This is a genomic window from Acidobacteriota bacterium (genome assembly GCA_018001935.1).
In the GTDB taxonomy this organism is placed as follows: Bacteria; Acidobacteriota; JAAYUB01; order JAAYUB01; family JAAYUB01; genus JAGNHB01.
The window spans coordinates 52,729-68,985 of record JAGNHB010000006.1; the positions used below are offsets into that span (position 1 = coordinate 52,729).

Consider the following 16,257-nt stretch of genomic DNA (forward strand, 5'->3'; position numbering starts at 1 on the left):
GCGCATCCCGAGGGTGCGGAATGCGCGCAGCCGTACCCGGCGGTGCCTGAGAGCGCCGCCCACGCCCAGGGGTCCCGCCAGCAAAGGACAAACAGCACAATCCGACGGGAGCGAGGGGCGACCTCATTCGAGGAGGCAGGTGTAACCATGCTGGAAGTCATCGATCGGGAAGGGAACAAGCGCATCATCACGGACGGGCGGGAGGCCCTGGACGTCCTGCGTCACAGCACCTCCCACCTGATGGCCCTGGCCGTCCTGGAGCTCTTCCCCGGCACCCGCCTGGGGATCGGGCCCGCGGTGGAAGACGGTTTCTACTACGACTTCCACCTCGACCACACCTTCAGCGAGGAGGACCTGGCCCGGATCGAGGAGAAGATGCGGGAGCTGGCGGCGCGGGACATCCCCTTCGAGCCCACCGTCATCACCGCCGAGGAGGCGGAGCGCGTCTTCTCGGAGATGGGTGAAGGCCTCAAGTGCGAGCTGATCCGGGAACGGGCCGGCCAGACCCTCTCCTGTTTCCGCACCGGGGGGCTCTACGACTTCTGCCTCGGCCCCCACGTGGTGTCCACGGGCCGGCTGGGCGTGTTCAAGCTGCTGTCCCTCGCCGGGTCCTACTGGCGCGGCGACGAGAAACGGCCCCAGCTCCAGCGCATCTATGGGACCGCCTTCTTCTCCGCCGAGGACCTGGACAAGCACCTCGCCTTCCTGGAGGAGGCGAAGCGTCGGGACCACCGACGGCTCGGGAAGGACCTCGACCTCTTCTCCTTTCACGAGATCGCCGGGGCGGGGTTCGTCTACTGGCACCCGAAGGGCGCGTTCATCCGGAACGTGATCGAGGATTTCTGGAAGGCCGAGCACTACCGCCGGGGCTACCAGTTGGTCAACATTCCCCACGTGGCCCGGCACAACCTCTGGCAGACCTCCGGGCACTACGACTACTACAAGGAGAACATGTACACCCTCTCCATCGACGAGGAGGAGTACGTGGTCAAGCCCATGAACTGCCCGGGGCACATCCTGGTCTACCAGACCCACCTGCACAGCTACCGGGAACTCCCGGTCCGCTACGCCGAGCTGGGGACGGTCTACCGCTACGAGAAGAGCGGGGTCCTGCACGGGATGCTGCGGGTCCGGGGCTTCACCCAGGACGACGGGCACATCTTCTGCACGCCGGAGCAGATGGTGGACGAGCTGGGCGGCGTGGTGGACCTGTGCGTCTTCTTCATGAAGACCTTCGGTTTCGACGACTACAAGGTGGAGCTCTCGGTCCGGGACCCCTTGAACAAGGCCAAGTACGCCGGCACCGACGAGGAGTGGGACATGGCCGAAGCCGGCCTGGTCCAGGTCCTCGAGCAGCGCGGGATTCCGTACCAACGGATGGAGGGCGAGGCGGTCTTCTACGGTCCCAAGATCGACTTCAAGCTGGTGGACGCCATCGGCCGGAAGTGGCAGTGCTGCACCGTCCAGTTCGACTTCAACCTGCCGCGACGCTTCAATGTCACCTACGTGGGGGCCGACAGCCGGGAGCACCACGTCTTCATGGTCCACCGGGCCATCATGGGCTCTTTGGAACGTTTCTTCGGGACCCTCGTCGAGCACTACGCGGGGGCCTTCCCCCTGTGGCTCTGCCCCGAGCAGGTCTGGGTGATCCCGGTGAGCGAGAAGTTCCAGGCATACGGCGCCGACGTGGCCCGCCGGCTGGTCGAGTCCGGGGTCCGCGCCCGCCTCGACGACCGGAACGAGAAGGTGGGGTACAAGATCCGTGACGCCCAGAACCACAAGATTCCCTACATGCTCGTGGTGGGCGGGCGGGAAATGCAGGAAGGCACGGTGTCGGTTCGGAACCGTTACGAGGGCGACCTCGGGGCCATGTCCTTCGACAAATTCGTGGAGATTATAAAATCCCATATTGACAGCAAGGCCGTTCGGCCTTAAATTACGGCAAACTTGAGGCTAGGAGGCACGTGATCAAGACCGGCAAACCCAGCAGCGATGAACCCCGGGTGAACATCAACGAGGAAATCACCGCACCCCAGGTTCGACTCATCGACAACGAGGGGAAACAGGTGGGTATCGTCCCCCTGTCCCAGGCCCAGGAACTGGCCCGGGAAAAGAGTCTGGATCTGGTAGAGATCGCCGCCCAGGCGACCCCGCCCGTGGTCAAGGTCATGGACTACGGGAAATACCTCTACCAGATGAAGAAGAAGCAGCACGAGGCCAAGAAGAAGCAGAAGGTCATCCTGGTCAAGGAAGTGAAGTTCCGCCCGCGGACCGACTCCCACGACTACGAGTTCAAGCGGAACCACATCATCCGCTTCCTCGAGCAGGGCAACCGCGTGAAGTGCGGCGTCTTCTTCCGGGGCCGCGAAATGACCCACCCCGAGCTGGGTTACGAACTTCTGGCGAAGTTGTGCGAAGACCTGCAGGACCGGGCGGAAATCCAGCAGAGCCCCGAGATGGAAGGGCGGCTGCTGGTCATGCACCTGTCGCCGAAGAAGTGACGCCCGCCCCGGCACTTCTCACGCCCGCCACACCCAACCTGAACTTGCCGGCCGCCTGCTCCCGTCGGGGGAAGGCGGCCGTGCCGCCGACGGCGGGGACCGCGGGCGTGCCCCCGACGACCCGCCGGTCGGTGTCCCCCCCTCTTCCCTTCTTCCCTGCCGCCCCCCTGCATTTTTTAGTGTGAATTGAGACCGTTTCGGGCTATCTTTGGGCCGTGCTCCCGAGACTTGCGGAGACCCGGAGGTGCCCCATGACGTTCCTGCTCGTCCTGATCTTCGTGGCCGCCTTTTTCTGGGGCCTTTCCTGGATCATGCGGGCCAGGGTCCAGGCGGCGGCGGTGAAACTGGACGAGCGGCTTCGCAAGGTTTACGCACCCCGGCACGAGTACCGTGAGGTCCGCCCGGAGGAGTTCCCCCACCTGGACCTGGCCTGGTATGACAGGATGGCCGAGGGTTTGAGGGCAAGGGGGTTCCGCGGCAAGGGGGACCTGGAGGACCTCACGGTTTCCGCCGCCTTCCCGGAGACCCGGACGTTCATCCGCGTGATGACCGCCGAGGACGACACCCTTTCCGCGGGGTTTTACCAGGCAAGAGTGACGGGCCCGACGTTGAAAATGATCCAGGCGAGGGGGATGGACTCCCTTCGGGTCCTGGACCTCCAGACGGAGTTCGAGGACGGGCGGTTCGTGTCCACCACCAACGCCGAGATGTCCGCCTCCATCCAGGTCCCGGCCGAGATCATCCGGGAGGTCCACCCGGCGGAGACGTCGGCTGACGAACTGCTCCAGCGGCACCGGGTCCGCCTGGACAGGTTCCGCCAGGGCAACCCCGGCGTGGAGGCCGTGCCGATGAGCGGCATGGCGGCCCTGATCGCGTCCGCCAACCGGCAGAATGCGCTCCGGGCGGCCCACCGCGAGGGGCAGGGCGGGTTCGTCACCCGGGAGGAGATCCGCCGGATCGCCCGCGCCTCCGACCAGCAGACGGCCGGGGAGATCCTCGCCGACGAGATGGAAAAACTCCACAAAAAATGAGGGGGCGCTTCGGTGTGCGCCGTTTTTAAGGAGTGCACCGCTCTTTTGAGGACGCCGCCACCGTTTCACCGAGCCCAAACCGGAGGCGGTGCAGTGCGGCGGCGCTTTCACCCGCAAAAGGGCCCGGAAACCGAAGCCGCCGGAGTTCGCCCCCGCTTGTCTGGGAAGAAAAGAACCCAACGACCTGAAGGAGGAAAGGGGGCCGGAGTACAACAGCTCCGGGCCGTCCTTTAAGTCCCTTTGGTCCCTTTGTCCCTCTTAACGCGCAGTTCCGGAAAGCGCCCCGGCTCAGTCGAGCTTGTAGCGTTTTCGCTTTTCCAGGAGGGTTTTTCGGTGGATGCCGAGGAGACGGGCGGCCTCGCTCATCCGGCCCCCGACGGCGGCGAGGACGCGGCGGATGTGCCCCGACTCCACTTCCGCGAGGCTCTGGATGGCCGTCTCCGCCGGCCCCGCCCCGGCGGAGGGGAGGTCGCGGGGCGTGACGACCTCGCCGGGCTGCAGGAGGGTCCACCGGCGGACGAGGTTGCGCAGTTCCCGGAGGTTGCCCGGGAAGGGGAGTTCCGCCAGCCCCTCCAGTGCCTCGGGGGACACGCGGACGGGCTCGACCCGGTACGCGGCGGCTTCACGGCGCGCGAAGGTCTCCACGAGTGTGGGGATCTCGTCCCGCCGCCGGCGGAGGGGCGGCACCTCGAGGGTGAAGAGGGACATCCGGTAGAAGAGGTCGCGGCGGAGGCGGCTGTCGGTGACCAGGGCTTCCGGCGGCGCCTGGAGCAGGCCGATAAAACGCGCGTCCACACGCGCCTTGCGGTCGGAGCCCAGCGGTGTGAACTCGCCGGTCTCCACCACGCGGAGCAGTTTGGCCTGGGAGGCGGGGGCCAGGCTGTCCAGCTCGTCGAGGACCAGGGTCCCGCCGTCGGCCAGCACCAGGCGTCCCGGGTGGTCTTTTTCCGCCCCCGTGTAGGCCCCCCGAGCGTATCCGAACAGTTCCGTCTCCAGGAGCGTCTCCGGCAGGGCCGCGCAGGAGATTTCCTCGTAGGGCCCGTCGCGCCGGGGGCCGAGACGGTGGTAGAGCCAGGCGTAGAAGTTCTTGCCGACCCCGTTCTCCCCCCAGATCAGGCAGGGCGCGCCGGCCGCGGCCGCCTTGGCCAGGGTGGCGGACAGCGCCTCGAAGGTCCGCCCCTGGAAACAGGCGGCGTCGAGTCCAGGGGGTGCCCCGATGGCGGAGAGGTCAATCACGGCGCGGGGCGGCGGGGACGGGGGTGACGTCCACGGCGTCGGCCCAGAGGCGCTCCAGTTCGTAGAATTCCCGGGCCTCCACCGAGAAGATGTGGACGACGAAGTCGAAGTAGTCCAGGAGGACCCACTGGGCGTTGCTGTGGCCCTCCACGTGGGAGGGCTTGAGGCCGAAAGCCTTGCGGAGTTTTTCCTCCAGGTCGTCGGCCAGCGCCTGGACGTGGCGCTGGTTGGCCCCGGTGCAGATGATGAAGTGGTCGGTGAAGGTGGCGACCCTGGAAACGTCGAGCACCCGGGTGAGGATGCCCTTCTTCTCGTCCAGGAGGTCGAAGGCGGCGTGCAGGATTTCGTTCATCGGTTCGTGTATACCCTCGTCTTTTGGATGTAGCGCATCACGGCCCCGGGAAGTCCCGGCGGGGCTGCGACACCGCATTGTAGCATGTTCCGGAGCGCCGTGGAAGAGACCTCCGGCAGGTCGGCGTCCAGCAGGCAGGCCCCGCTCCGGGGGAGATCGGCGCTCGAGGCGCCGCGAAGGTCCAGGACCGCGCGGCCGCCCGGCAGCGTGAGGCCTTCGGGGGGGACCTCGACGCCCTTGCGGACGAAGAACGCGAACCGTTCCCGTTCGGCCAGGGTCTGCCCGTCCTTCCAGAGGTGAAAATCCCGGAGGGAGTCGCCCCCCGCCAGGAAGACCGCCCCGTCCGGGGGAAGCTTGTGGGCCGAGCGGAAACGGGGGAGGGAGTCCACGGTGTAGCAGGGGCCGGCCACCTCCAGGTCCAGGGGGTCGGGGACGAACTCCGGCCGGTCCGCCGTGGCCAGGGCCACCATGGCGAACCGGTGGGCGGGGGACGTCCGGACCCGGCCTTCCTTGTGGGGCGGCAGGGGGGCGACGAGGAAGTGGACCCGCTCGAGGCCCAGCCGGTTCATGGCTGCGGACGCCAAGGCCAGGTGCCCCGCGTGGACGGGGTCGAAGGTCCCGCCCAGGACGCCGACGAGGCCGCTCACGGCGCCATCCCCAGCATCCCGCCCAGGCGGCGCACCAGTTCCTCGAGCCCTTCGCCCGAAACGGCGGAGATGGCAATGAACGGCAGGTGATGGCGACGGCAGAACCGCCGGAGGGCGTCGAGTTGGGAGCGGTCCGTCAGGGCGTCCAGCTTGGTGGCGGCCACGAGCATGGGCTTGTCGAGCAGGGTGGGGTTGAACAGCCCGAGTTCGCGGTGGATGGCCCGCACGCGCTCCCCGGGCTTACGCGGCTCCATGCCGGAGACGTCCACCAGGTGGACGAGGACCCGGGTCCGTTCGATGTGGCGCAGGAAGCGGTCGCCCAGCCCCGCCCCCGCGTGGGCGCCCTCGATGAGCCCGGGAATGTCGGCCACCACGAACCCCCGGAAATCGTCGAATCGCACCACCCCGAGGTGCGGCGCCAGGGTGGTGAAGGGGTAGTCGGCGATCTTCGGGCGTGCGGCGGAGATACGGGAGATCAGCGTCGACTTCCCGGCGTTGGGGTAACCCACCAGGCCCACGTCGGAGAGGACCTTGAGTTCCAGCACCAGTTCCCGCGTCTCCCCCGGGAAACCGTACTCGAAGCGGCGGGGCGCCTGGTTGGTTGAGGTGGCGAAGCAGGCGTTGCCCCGGCCCCCGCGGCCTCCCCGGGCGGCGACGAAGCGCTCGCCGGCCCGGGTGAAGTCGTACAGGACCGCGTCAGTGTCCTTCTCCCGGACCACGGTCCCGACCGGGACGGGGATCACCGCGTCCTCCCCCTTCCGTCCGTGCCGGTCGCTTCCCTGGCCGTGGGTCCCTCGCGGGGCCCGGAACTCGCGCTTGTACCGGAAGTCCAACAGGGTGTTGAGATGGGGGTCCGCCTCCAGGACGACGCTGCCGCCGTGGCCGCCGTTGCCGCCGCTGGGCCCGCCGCGGGGCACGTACTTCTCCCGCCGGAAGGCCAGGCAGCCGTCGCCCCCGTTCCCCCCGGACACGATGATGGTGGCGTAGTCGATGAACACTGTTGGCTCCACACCGGCGTCGACAGCCGATCCCCTGCTTTCGGAAAACGGTGAGGGTTCGACTTTCTCTGCCTCACGCAAAGTCACCAGGGCGCCCGGTTCCGCAGCGGGAAATCAGAACCTGCTCATCCCGATCCCCTTGCGAGGTTTGACGCCTTTGCGGCCTTGCGTGAGGTCTTCCCGCATAAAAAAACGCAGGAACGGCGGCGTTCCTGCATTCTGGTTTCCAAAGGGAATCGGAGCGTCAAATCTGCTGCGGGACGATGTGGACGTAACGGCCCATGCGGCCGCGGTCGTGGAACTTCACCACGCCGTCCACGAGGGCGAAGAGGGTGTCGTCCTTGCCGCGGCCCACGTTGAGCCCGGGCTTGATGGGTGTCCCGCGCTGGCGGACGATGATGGTGCCGCCATTCACGAGCTGGCCGCCGAAGCGCTTGATGCCCAGTCGCTGGGAATGGGAGTCCCGGCCGTTGCGGGAACTGCCGACGCCTTTCTTGTGTGCCATGTTCCTCTCTCCTTATTCCGGGAGGGTGATGCTCTCGACCTTCACTTCCGTGAAGACCTGGCGGTGCCCCTTGGTGCGGCGGTACTGTTTGCGCTTCTTCTTCTTGAAGACCAGCACCTTGTCGCCCTTCCCGTGACGGGTCACGACGCCCTTGACCGCGGCGTTGTCGATGACCGGCCGCCCGATGACGGTCTTCTCGGGGGTTTCCACCAGGAGAACGTCCTGGAAGACCACGCCTTCGCCCTCGGGGGTCGGCAGGGACTCCACGCGGAACGTCTGCCCTTCCGTAACCTTGTACTGTTTTCCACCTGTCTTGATCACCGCGATCACGAGTGTGTACCTCCATTCAAAGCTCAAGCCGGTGAATTTTAGTGAAGGGAACCCGCGATGTCAAATGAAAAATGCGGGGCGGATACAATTTGTCCGCAAGTGCAAGCCTTACGAAACCCTCAGAAAAGGAGGGCGGCCTTGAGGTCCTTCTTGCGGGCCTCCAGCCAGCGGCCGAATTCGTCGTTCACGCGGATCTCCTCGAGGATCTGACGGATCCGCTCCCGGTTCTGTTCGAGTTCCTCCCGCCGGTCCTCGTTGACCGGGCCGTTGAGGACCTCCTTCTCGAAGTAGTTCCGGATGTCGTCCTGGGAGACGTAGACGAAGGGGCGGAACCGGTTCCGGACGAACTCGTCGAGGAGGGCCGTCCGCAGCACGAAGGTGTTCCACTCATCGTCCTCGATGGCGAGGCTGGCCCGGATGAAACGGAGGGAGGCCTCCCCCCCGGCCTGGAGGGTGAGGGTCTGCCGGAGGTTCTCCAGGGGCAGGGAAATCGACAGCCCCTCGGTCCCGGCGGCCATCTCCTTGAGGATGATCTCCTGCTCGACGAGTCGCAGGGCCGTCTCGCGGAGCAGTTCGTCCTCGCCCGGGCCGACGACCCGGCCCCGGGTGAGCGAGGCCGTCACCACCACTTGTCGCAGGGTCACGGGGGTCCCCCCCACCACGGCCGCCACCCGGTCCGCCAGCGTCCAGCCACCCTCCGGGCCCACCCCGGCCAAGCCGGCGGCGCCGGGGTTGCCCGCCCGCGGCAGGACAGGGGGCAGGGCCGCCAGGAGGAGCAGGGTCGCGACGCACCGGCGCAGGGCACGCGGCGGCCGGGAACCGCCGGGGGGCGTGGGCCGGCCCAACGGGGTGGAGACGATCGACGAGTGGCGGGGCGTCATCATGCCGGCTCCTCAGAAGGGGTTCCCGAAGGTGATGAACCAGTGGACGCGGTCGGTGTGGGGCATCTCCCTCAGGTTGTACCCGACGTCGAAGCGGATGGGGCCGAGCGGCGTCCGGACGCGGACCCCGATCCCCACGGTGTGGGAGAAGTCGGCCAGGGACATCCCGGACAGGTCCCTGAACACGTTGCCCGTGTCGTAGAAGGCGGCCCCGTCGAAGATGGAGCGGATGGGGAATCGGAGTTCCACGTTTCCGATCAGCAGGGCGCTCCCTCCCACGGGGTCGAGGGTGACCGGGTCGAGGGGGCCCGCCTCGTCCTGGCTGAACCCCCGGAGGGAGTAAGAGCCGCCGGCGAAGAAACGTTCGCTGATGGGGACGTCCCCGGTGTTGAGCTTCCGGATCCCGCCGAAGCGGAAGGACGCCGCCAGGACCACCGGCTTGACCAGGGTCCGGAAGTACTGTTCCTGGAAGAAGAACTTCAGGTAGCCCGCATCGTCCCCGCCCACGCGGGGGGCGGCGGTGAACTCGGCGGTCAGGAGGCTGCCGCGGGTCGGGTCCATGTAGTTGTCCCGCGTGTCGCGAAGCCAGGTGGTCGTGAGCGTGGCGAGGGTGACGGGAACCTCGTCCCGGGGCAGGGGATCCAGGTTGCCCGTGATGTCGTAGTTGGTGATCTTCTCGAAGGCGGCCCGGAAGAAGAGGCTGGTCTTCGGGCTGAGCCGGCGGATGGTCTTGGCGGCCACGCTGACCCGCTGGGACTTGTAGGAAATCCGGTCCTGCCGGTCGAAGTAGGCGGATAGGTCCAGGGGGTACTTCCCGAAGAGGAGGCGGTCGTCGTGGAAGGAGAACTGCACGAGGATTTTCTTCGCGCTCCCCCGGAGCAGGACCCCCACCGTTTCCGCCCGCCCCAGGAAGTTGGTGTTCTCGAACTGGACCATGCCGCGGGGCCCCTCCCACTCCTGGTAGCCGAACCCGTAGTGCAGGGTGTAGCGCGGAGCCTCGCGGAGCCGGAAGACCAGGTTGGAGCCCTTGGGGTCGCCGTACACGGGGAGGGTGGAGACGTTGACGGAGTCCATGATCCCCGAGGAGAGCAGGTTCCCCTCGGCCTGGTAGACCGCGGCAGCGTCCAGGGGGGTGTTCGGGCGCAGGCCCAGCAGGCGGGAGAGGACCTTGGGTTTGGTCCGGAACTCGCCGAGGAGCACGAGGTTGCGCAGGCGCTGGGGCCCCGAGATCACGGCCTCGAACACGCAGTCCACGGTGGCTTCCCCCACGGTTTCCACGGGTTTGAGCGCGTCGATCGTCCAGCCCCGGGCCGTCAGGAAGTCGCTGATTTCCGCCCGGACGTCCCGCACCAGTTCGGCGGTGAAGACCTGACCCTTCCGAACCTCGAGCCGCGGCCGGAGGGGCGAGAGGTCCACGGGGCGGTCGGTCTCGACGGAGAACTCCCCCGCCGTGAAACAGGGTCCCTCGGTGACCTTGAGATCGAGAACGTAGGTCCACGCCTTGCGGCCGTCTTCAGGGGGGGCGACGGTTGCGGCGCAGTCGGCCCGCAGGTAGCCGCGCTCGCGGTAGAAAGCTCTCAACGCCTCGGCGACGGCGGCGGGTTGCCGGGCCGCCAGGGTCCGCCGCTCCTCCAGCCCGAGCGCGGCCAGGATCTCCGGGCGCTGGAAGGCGACATTCCCCTCCAGGCGGATCCGGAACCCGGTGTAGGGCCCCCGGACGTCCGCCCGGAAGACGATTTCCACCTCGCGCCCGTCCCGGGACTCCTGCCGTCCCGATTCGACGTTGCGAACATCGAATCCTTTGGAAATCAGGAGGTCCCGGAGGTCGTCCCGGCTCAGTTCCTCCGCGAAGGGGGAGAGGGTCGAGAGGCGGTAGATCCCCAGGTTACGTTCCAGTTCCTCGGCGGAGACGGCGGCCCCCTCGACCCGGATCATGAGCCTGGGTCCGGTCCGGACAAGGAAGACGGGCGTCAGGCGGTCCCGGGCCGAAGCCGGTTCGGTGGCGGCCCTCACTTCCACCTCGGGGAACCCGGCCCGGCGGTACGCGGCCTGGAGGTCGCGGCCCGCCTTCTCGAGACGGTCCCGGTTGCAGAAATGCCCCTGGAGCCCCTGGACGACTTTCCCGACCGCGGGGGGCGGGGGCGTCCCCTCCGCCACCCGGATGTCCGGGCCGAGATACCGGGACCGGGGCCCTTCCCGAACCTTGAGGAGAAGGTCCAGGTCCCCGTCGTGGTCCTTTTCCCCGAGGGAGCAGTCGGCGGAGAAATAGCCGCGGTCCTCGTAGAGGTCTCGGACCTTTCCGAGCCACTCGGACAGGCGGTCCCGGTCGGCCGGGTCCCCTCTCCGGAGGGTGAGGAGCTTCAGGATGTCCTTGCGCTTGAGCGTTCGGTTTCCCTCCACCCCGACCATTCCGATTTTCGGGAAGGGTTCCAGGCGGAATTCGAAGGCCGTTCCGCCGGGGACCGGCCGGCGCCAGACTTCCACCTGCCGGAACACCCCCAGGGCGTACAGGTTCCGGATGGCGTTCTGGATCGCCAGCGGGGTCGCGGGGGTCCCTTCCCCCACGCCGGCGACGTCGCGGACGGCCTTCTCGGTGATGTAACCGGGGTTTGACGGCACGAAGCGGAAAATTACGCTCCGGACGAGGGCCTCGTCGGCCCGGGCGGGGGCCAGGCCGAGCCCCGCGAGCAAAAGGAGGGAGAGGACGGCGCGGCCCATCAGCGGAACCTCTTCTTGAAACGGAAGTCCACCCCCACGTAACCGTCCTCGTCCCGGGTCCCGATGATCATGAGGTTCGGGGAGATCCGGTACTCCATGTAGATCAGGTCCTCGTTCTCGCTGTTCATGCTGCGGGTGTAGGTGACGAAGAGGTCGCGGGAAACCTGCTTCCCGAGGGTGACCTGAGCCTTGGCGGCGGTGCTGGGGTCGGCCGAATAGGCGCTGAGGGCGAAGGTGTCGATCCCCACCACGCGCTTGAGGCGGCGCCCGACGGTCTCCGACAGCACCTGACCCAGGAGTCCCGCCGTCTCGTCGGGGCGGTAGGTTTCCGAGGCCGAGCGCTCCGTGACCGACGGGAGCATGCCGGTGCTGATCAGGCGGACCACGTCCAGCGAGGAGAGGCTGGGGACGGAGACGAAGCGGGCCCGGACTTTCGATAAGGAGCCTTCCAGGATGATGGAGACGCGGTAGTCCTTGATCTCCGACGTGAGTTGGAAGGAGATTTCGGGGTCGAGCCCGTTGGCCCGGTTGAAGAGGAGGAGCCCCCGCTCCACGGTGAAGCGGTTGGACCCGAACTTGAGGTCCCCGCTGTTCACCGAGATGTTCCCCCGGACCGCGGGGGACCCGACGTCACCCTTCACCTGGAGGTCGGCGCTGGCGGTGAAGGTCAGGGATGGGGAACTCACGGCGAGGGTGCGGTCGCCGTGGATGTTGATGTTGAGCTTGACCCGCTTCACCATCTCGCCCGTCTCGCCGGTGCCGACCCCTGCGGAGGCGGCCGCCGACAGCGCCCGGACCAGTTCGATGACGTCCGTGTCCCGGGTCGGGGCGAACCGCTCGATCCGGACGTCCCCGCCCACCAGCGAATTCTCGGGGGTGCCCAGGATCTTCAGGTCCACGGACAGGTCGGAAACGAAACCCTCCACCAGGCGGAGGAACAGGTGTTCGGAACGAACCTGGAAATTCCAACGGACGGGCTTGAACCGTTCGAGGACGCATTCCCCGTCGATGACGCCCCTCCCGCCGGGAGTGCTGAACTCCAGGCCCTGCAGCCGGATGGACCTCCGGGTCAGCTCCAGGTGGCCCCGGATCCTGTCCAGCACGATCGGCGTGGTGCGGAAGCGGACCGAGGCGTCGCTGATGTCCGCCTGGCCGGAGAAGGTAGGGTCGAGGGGGTCCCCCTGCAGGGTGAAGGCGAACCGGACCTGTCCGTTGGCCCGGATCTCCGGGAAGAGCGCCTTGAAGACCTGGAGGCGGGTGTCGCCCTCCACGTGCAGGATCATGGCGTCCTTCCGGAAGACGGGGTAGTCGCCCTCGAGGGACAGCGGGGCGTCGTTGAGGAGGAACCGCGCCTTCGCCAGGCGGAGGACCCCCTTGTCCAGGCCCAGTTCCACGGGTTCCGCGTTCCGGAAAGCGTATTCGTCCTTCCTCAGCGAAAAATCCGATACCTTGGCCTTGAGCGACAGTTTCGTCAGGTCGTTCAGTGGAACGGCGAAGTGGACATCCCCCGAGATTTCGCCGGTGATCCCCTGCCCGGGCAGCAGGCCGGCCTGGTGGAGGAAGGGGGAGATCCGCGTGCGGTCCAGGCGGACCTGGCAGTCCAGCAGGTACTCGGGGCCGAGGCGGAGCGTTCCCCCCGCCTGGTAGGCGTTGTCCTGGTAACGGGTCCGCAGGTCGAAGCGGACGCGGTCGCCATCGGACTCGCCCTTCAGCTGGAGGTTCCCGAAGGGCTCGCCGTGAAAGCTCACCTCGCGGGCGTTCAGGTCGAACGAGACCTTCGGCCGGGGGAGTTGTCCCCTCAGCCGGGCCTCGCCCCGGAGGACCCCGCCGAGCTTGAACCCGGCGATGACGGGGATCTCGCCGAGGGGTAAGCCGTCGGTGTCGCACCGGAGGTCCACCGTGCCGGAGGCCGCGTCGAGCGTCCCCTTCCCGCTGAGACGGTACCGGGTGCTCCGGAGGGCGAGGCGGTCGAAACTGAGGCTGGAGCCGGCCAGGGAGCCGGCCAGGGAGAGCGTCCCGAACGAGTGCCCCGGGTTCCTCAGCCCGTCCACGGTCAGGTCGAACCCGCCCTGCCAGGGCTTGTCCTCGGGGAGGGACAGGGACAGTCTCCCGCGGAGGGTGCCGTCCCACCCCCGGGCTTCCTCGATCTTCGGGGGGGAGAGGTCGAAGTGCTCCATGAGCTTCTCGAGCCATCGGAATTCCCCCCCCGCGAGGTCCAGGTCGATGGACGCCAGCCGGGTCCGGGGTTCGAGGAGCAGGAGGAGGTCGATCTCGAGGGCCCGGGGGCCGTCGAGGATATGCCCCCCGGTGACGCGGACCTTCCCGCGGTCCAACAGGACGGCGCCGGTGAAACGCCCCATGTCCGTCCCGTCGATGGCGACCCCGCCGGCGTCAAACGTGCCCTCCACGTCGGGGAAGGTGCCCAGGAGGTGAAGCTTCCCCGAGAACCCCAGCGGCCCCCGGAAGGCCGTGTGGTCGATCCGGTCCCTCAGTTTCGGGCTGAATTTCACGATTCGGACGAGGAGGCGGCGGGCGTCGTCACCTTGGGGCGCCGAGACGGAGAGGGTGTCCAGCCAGAGTTCGTCGCCCTGGTAACGTCCCCGGGATGCGGCGGTGACGCCTTCTCCCCGGATGCTCTCCACGTCGAAGCGGAAGGTGCCGGCGGTGTACTCCACTTTCGCCCGGAGCGATTCACCCCGGAAAGGGGCGGTGTCGTTGGGGAGGGGGATCACCGGCCTCGCGGCCGTCCCCTCGAAGCGAAACGCCGGTGAGCCGGTGAAGGGGACGTCCATCTCGACCCGCCCGGCCACGAGCCCGCCCAGGAACGTTTCCCGGCCGTTGCTCTTCAGGAGGGGGCCCAGGTCGAGGCTCTCGACAGTGGCCCCGACCCGGATTTTCCCCTCGTCCGGGAGGAGCAGGATGTCCCCGCCGAGCGTCCCGCCCGGGGAGAGGTCCAGGCGGACCCCGGAGAGGGCCACCCGGCCGTTCTCGGTGGTGACGATCCGGCAGTCGAAGTCCCGGACCCCGACCCGGTTCACCCGGACATTGGCCGCGTGCAGGGTGCCGTCGGCGGTGGGAAAGCCCTCGCGGTCGCCGTGAAAATGGACGTCGAGGGAGAGGGTTCCCTCCGGTTCCAGCGGGAGGGCCGGAACCAGGGCGCGGGCGTGGGCGAGGTCCACCGTGCCCCGCCCTTCCATCCGGAACGGCAGGGTCCCGGTGGTGCCCACGCGGCCGGTCCCTTCCCACCGGAGGACCGGGGAGTCCAGGCGGCACTCCCGGAGGTCGAGGGTTCCGTCCGGGCCCAGGACCGCCCGCACGGCAATGGAGCGGAAGTCGAGCGAACGCGGGCCCATGCGCGTGCGACCGTCGACGATGCGCAGCGCGAGGGTCGGGGTCTTGCCCGGGAGGTCGGACCAGTCGAGGTCGAAACTCCCGGCGTCGAGGCCCAGGGGGATTTCCAGGGATCGCAGACGAACGCGGCTGTCGGACAGCTTCAGGTTTCGGATGCGAATCCCGACCTTGCCCTCCCGGGCCTGCTCGGGCTGGAGTAGGGGGCTTGGCAGGCCGAGGCTGACGTCGGCGCCGGCCACCTCCACGGCGTCGAACTCCGGCTCCCCCCGCAGGACCGACAGGAGCGACCCGTGAACCTTCAGTGCGGCGACACGGGTGAAGACCGTCCGACCGCCGCCGAGCAGGTAGAGGTTCCTCGCCCGGATCGAGCCGTCGAGAAGGGAGAAATCCCACTCCTCCACGCTCAGGGTGACCCCGTGCCGGTCGTGGAGCCAGGCCGAGACCCGGCTGAACAGGAAGCGCTTGAAGGGGTGAGAGTGCACGAGGAGAACCAGGGACAGGCCGAGGAGCGTCAGCAAGGCGAGAAGGCGGAGGACGCGCGGAAGTCGCCCCCGGTTGGCGGTCCCCGGCGTCGTGCCCGGGCGGGGGTTGCCGGTTTCCGGGCTCTCCGGGGCCCCGGCCGGTACGACCGGTCCGGGGGAGACGTTGGGGTCCTCGGGGTGGTGAGTCACGGCCAGCGGTCCGCGGTCAGTAGCTTTCGGGCGTCAGGACGACCTTGCCCCGGAACGCGCGGTGGATGAAGATGGTGTAGGCGATGACCAGGGGCATCCCGATCAGCGCGATGACCAGCATTACCCCCAGGGTGTAGGGGGACGAGCAGGCGTTGTAGACCGTCAGGCTCGTCTCCGGGGCGAAGGGGCGCGAAGGGACCAGGTAGGGATACATCCCGGCCGCGGCCAGGCCGACCATCAGCCCGATGGTGGCCGACGAGGCGGCGAAGGCGGCTCCGAAGCGCCCGGCGGCCGACAGGTAGGGGATGGCGAAGAGGCACACGCCGAGGAGGGCCGTGAAGGCCCACATGAGCGGCGAAGCGGCCAGCCGTTCGAAGAGGTGCGGCGACACGGCCGCGGCCGCGACGGACGTTCCCACGTAGAGCAGGGCGAAGGCCAGCCAGGCGTGGCGGAGAAGGGTCGCCATGGACCGGCGGTGCTCCCCTTCCGTCTTGAGGGTCAGGTAGGCGGCGCCGTGCATCACGCACAGGGTGAGGGAGAGGACCCCCACGAGGAGGGAGAAGGGGTTGAGCAGGCCGAGGAACCCGCCCGTGTAGTCGCGGTCGGCGTTCAGGGTCAACCCGCGGACGATGTTGCCCGTGGCCACCCCGAAGAGTACGGCGGGAAGGAGGCTTCCCAGGGCAAAGGTCACGTCCCACGCGCGTTTCCACCGGGGGTGGTCCACCTTGCCCCGGAACTCCAGGCTGACCGCCCGGGCGATCAGGGCCGCCAGCAGCAGGAACAGTGCAAGGTAGAAACCGCTGAAGACCGTGGCGTACACCGCGGGGAACGCGGCGAACAGGGCGCCGCCGCCCGTGAGCAACCAGACTTCGTTCCCGTCCCAGACGGGGCCGATGGCGTTGAGGTTGACGCGCCGGCGGGCCTCGTCGCGGGTGAAGAGGTGGATGACGCCGACCCCGAGGTCGTAGCCGTCCAGCATGGCGTACCCGGCGATGAGGACGGCGAAGAGGGCGTACCAGATGGTGTTCAGGTCCAT

The 16,257-nt window shown here is 68.0% G+C and carries 13 protein-coding genes; 3 read left to right on the forward strand and 10 right to left on the reverse strand.

What is annotated here, in order from left to right:
* Nucleotides 1–99: 99 nt before the first annotated feature.
* The 3 genes from thrS (at nucleotide 100) to KA419_03940 (ending at nucleotide 3,532) form a co-directional block, all read left to right on the forward strand.
* Nucleotides 100–1,935 (forward strand): threonine--tRNA ligase, encoded by a 1,836-nt coding sequence (gene thrS / locus KA419_03930; protein MBP7865075.1) that lies wholly within the window; start codon nucleotides 100–102, stop codon nucleotides 1,933–1,935.
* A gap of 32 nt (nucleotides 1,936–1,967) precedes the next feature.
* Complete coding sequence (gene infC, locus KA419_03935) at nucleotides 1,968–2,501, forward strand: translation initiation factor IF-3 (protein ID MBP7865076.1); 534 nt, start codon at nucleotides 1,968–1,970, stop codon at nucleotides 2,499–2,501.
* Nucleotides 2,502–2,752: 251 nt separating this feature from the next.
* The gene (locus KA419_03940; protein MBP7865077.1) at nucleotides 2,753–3,532 is read left to right on the forward strand and encodes a hypothetical protein; all 780 of its coding nucleotides are present in this window, start codon (nucleotides 2,753–2,755) and stop codon (nucleotides 3,530–3,532) included.
* Between the two features lie 288 nt (nucleotides 3,533–3,820).
* Here KA419_03940 and KA419_03945 read toward each other — a convergent pair whose 3' ends face one another.
* The 10 genes from KA419_03945 to cydB all read right to left on the reverse strand — a co-directional run bounded on the left by KA419_03945 (nucleotide 3,821) and on the right by cydB (nucleotide 16,257).
* Nucleotides 3,821–4,768 carry a sigma-54-dependent Fis family transcriptional regulator gene (locus KA419_03945; GenBank protein MBP7865078.1) on the reverse strand — a complete coding sequence of 316 codons (948 nt, stop codon included), beginning with the start codon at nucleotides 4,766–4,768 and terminating at the stop codon, nucleotides 3,821–3,823.
* Complete coding sequence (rsfS, locus tag KA419_03950; protein MBP7865079.1) at nucleotides 4,761–5,120, reverse strand: ribosome silencing factor; 360 nt, start codon at nucleotides 5,118–5,120, stop codon at nucleotides 4,761–4,763. The genes KA419_03945 and rsfS overlap by 8 nt, the downstream gene beginning before the upstream one ends.
* Nucleotides 5,117–5,767: a nicotinate (nicotinamide) nucleotide adenylyltransferase gene (gene nadD, locus KA419_03955; GenBank protein ID MBP7865080.1), complete on the reverse strand. Its 651-nt coding sequence runs from the start codon at nucleotides 5,765–5,767 to the stop codon at nucleotides 5,117–5,119. Before nadD ends, rsfS begins: the two co-directional genes overlap by 4 nt.
* Complete coding sequence (gene obgE / locus KA419_03960) at nucleotides 5,764–6,765, reverse strand: GTPase ObgE (protein MBP7865081.1); 1,002 nt, start codon at nucleotides 6,763–6,765, stop codon at nucleotides 5,764–5,766. Before obgE ends, nadD begins: the two co-directional genes overlap by 4 nt.
* Before the next feature lie 244 nt (nucleotides 6,766–7,009).
* Entirely contained in the window at nucleotides 7,010–7,270 is a 261-nt protein-coding gene (gene rpmA, locus KA419_03965; GenBank protein ID MBP7865082.1) for a 50S ribosomal protein L27, read from the reverse strand.
* A 12-nt stretch (nucleotides 7,271–7,282) separates the two neighbouring features.
* Entirely contained in the window at nucleotides 7,283–7,600 is a 318-nt protein-coding gene (rplU, locus tag KA419_03970; protein ID MBP7865083.1) for a 50S ribosomal protein L21, read from the reverse strand.
* Nucleotides 7,601–7,719: 119 nt separating this feature from the next.
* On the reverse strand, nucleotides 7,720–8,484 hold the full coding sequence (locus tag KA419_03975; GenBank protein MBP7865084.1) for a hypothetical protein: 765 nt from the start codon (nucleotides 8,482–8,484) through the stop codon (nucleotides 7,720–7,722).
* A 9-nt stretch (nucleotides 8,485–8,493) separates the two neighbouring features.
* Nucleotides 8,494–11,199, reverse strand: coding sequence for a BamA/TamA family outer membrane protein (locus KA419_03980; protein ID MBP7865085.1), 2,706 nt, complete (start codon nucleotides 11,197–11,199; stop codon nucleotides 8,494–8,496).
* A complete protein-coding gene (locus KA419_03985) occupies nucleotides 11,199–15,221 on the reverse strand; it encodes a translocation/assembly module TamB domain-containing protein (GenBank protein MBP7865086.1) in 4,023 nt (1,340 codons plus the stop codon). Before KA419_03985 ends, KA419_03980 begins: the two co-directional genes overlap by 1 nt.
* 16 nt (nucleotides 15,222–15,237) lie before the next feature.
* Nucleotides 15,238–16,257, reverse strand: a complete 1,020-nt coding sequence (gene cydB, locus KA419_03990) for a cytochrome d ubiquinol oxidase subunit II (GenBank protein ID MBP7865087.1) — start codon at nucleotides 16,255–16,257, stop codon at nucleotides 15,238–15,240.

What these genes read in the sequence shown, in the direction of transcription:
- KA419_03975 (MBP7865084.1), bottom strand. Translation starts at nt 8,484, where the DNA reads ATGATGACGCCCCGCCACTCGTCGATCGTCTCCACCCCGTTGGGCCGG.
- KA419_03980 (MBP7865085.1), bottom strand. Translation starts at nt 11,199, where the DNA reads ATGGGCCGCGCCGTCCTCTCCCTCCTTTTGCTCGCGGGGCTCGGCCTG.
- rsfS (MBP7865079.1), bottom strand. Translation starts at nt 5,120, where the DNA reads ATGAACGAAATCCTGCACGCCGCCTTCGACCTCCTGGACGAGAAGAAG.
- cydB (MBP7865087.1), bottom strand. Translation starts at nt 16,257, where the DNA reads ATGGACCTGAACACCATCTGGTACGCCCTCTTCGCCGTCCTCATCGCC.
- rpmA (MBP7865082.1), bottom strand. Translation starts at nt 7,270, where the DNA reads ATGGCACACAAGAAAGGCGTCGGCAGTTCCCGCAACGGCCGGGACTCC.
- KA419_03940 (MBP7865077.1), top strand. Translation starts at nt 2,753, where the DNA reads ATGACGTTCCTGCTCGTCCTGATCTTCGTGGCCGCCTTTTTCTGGGGC.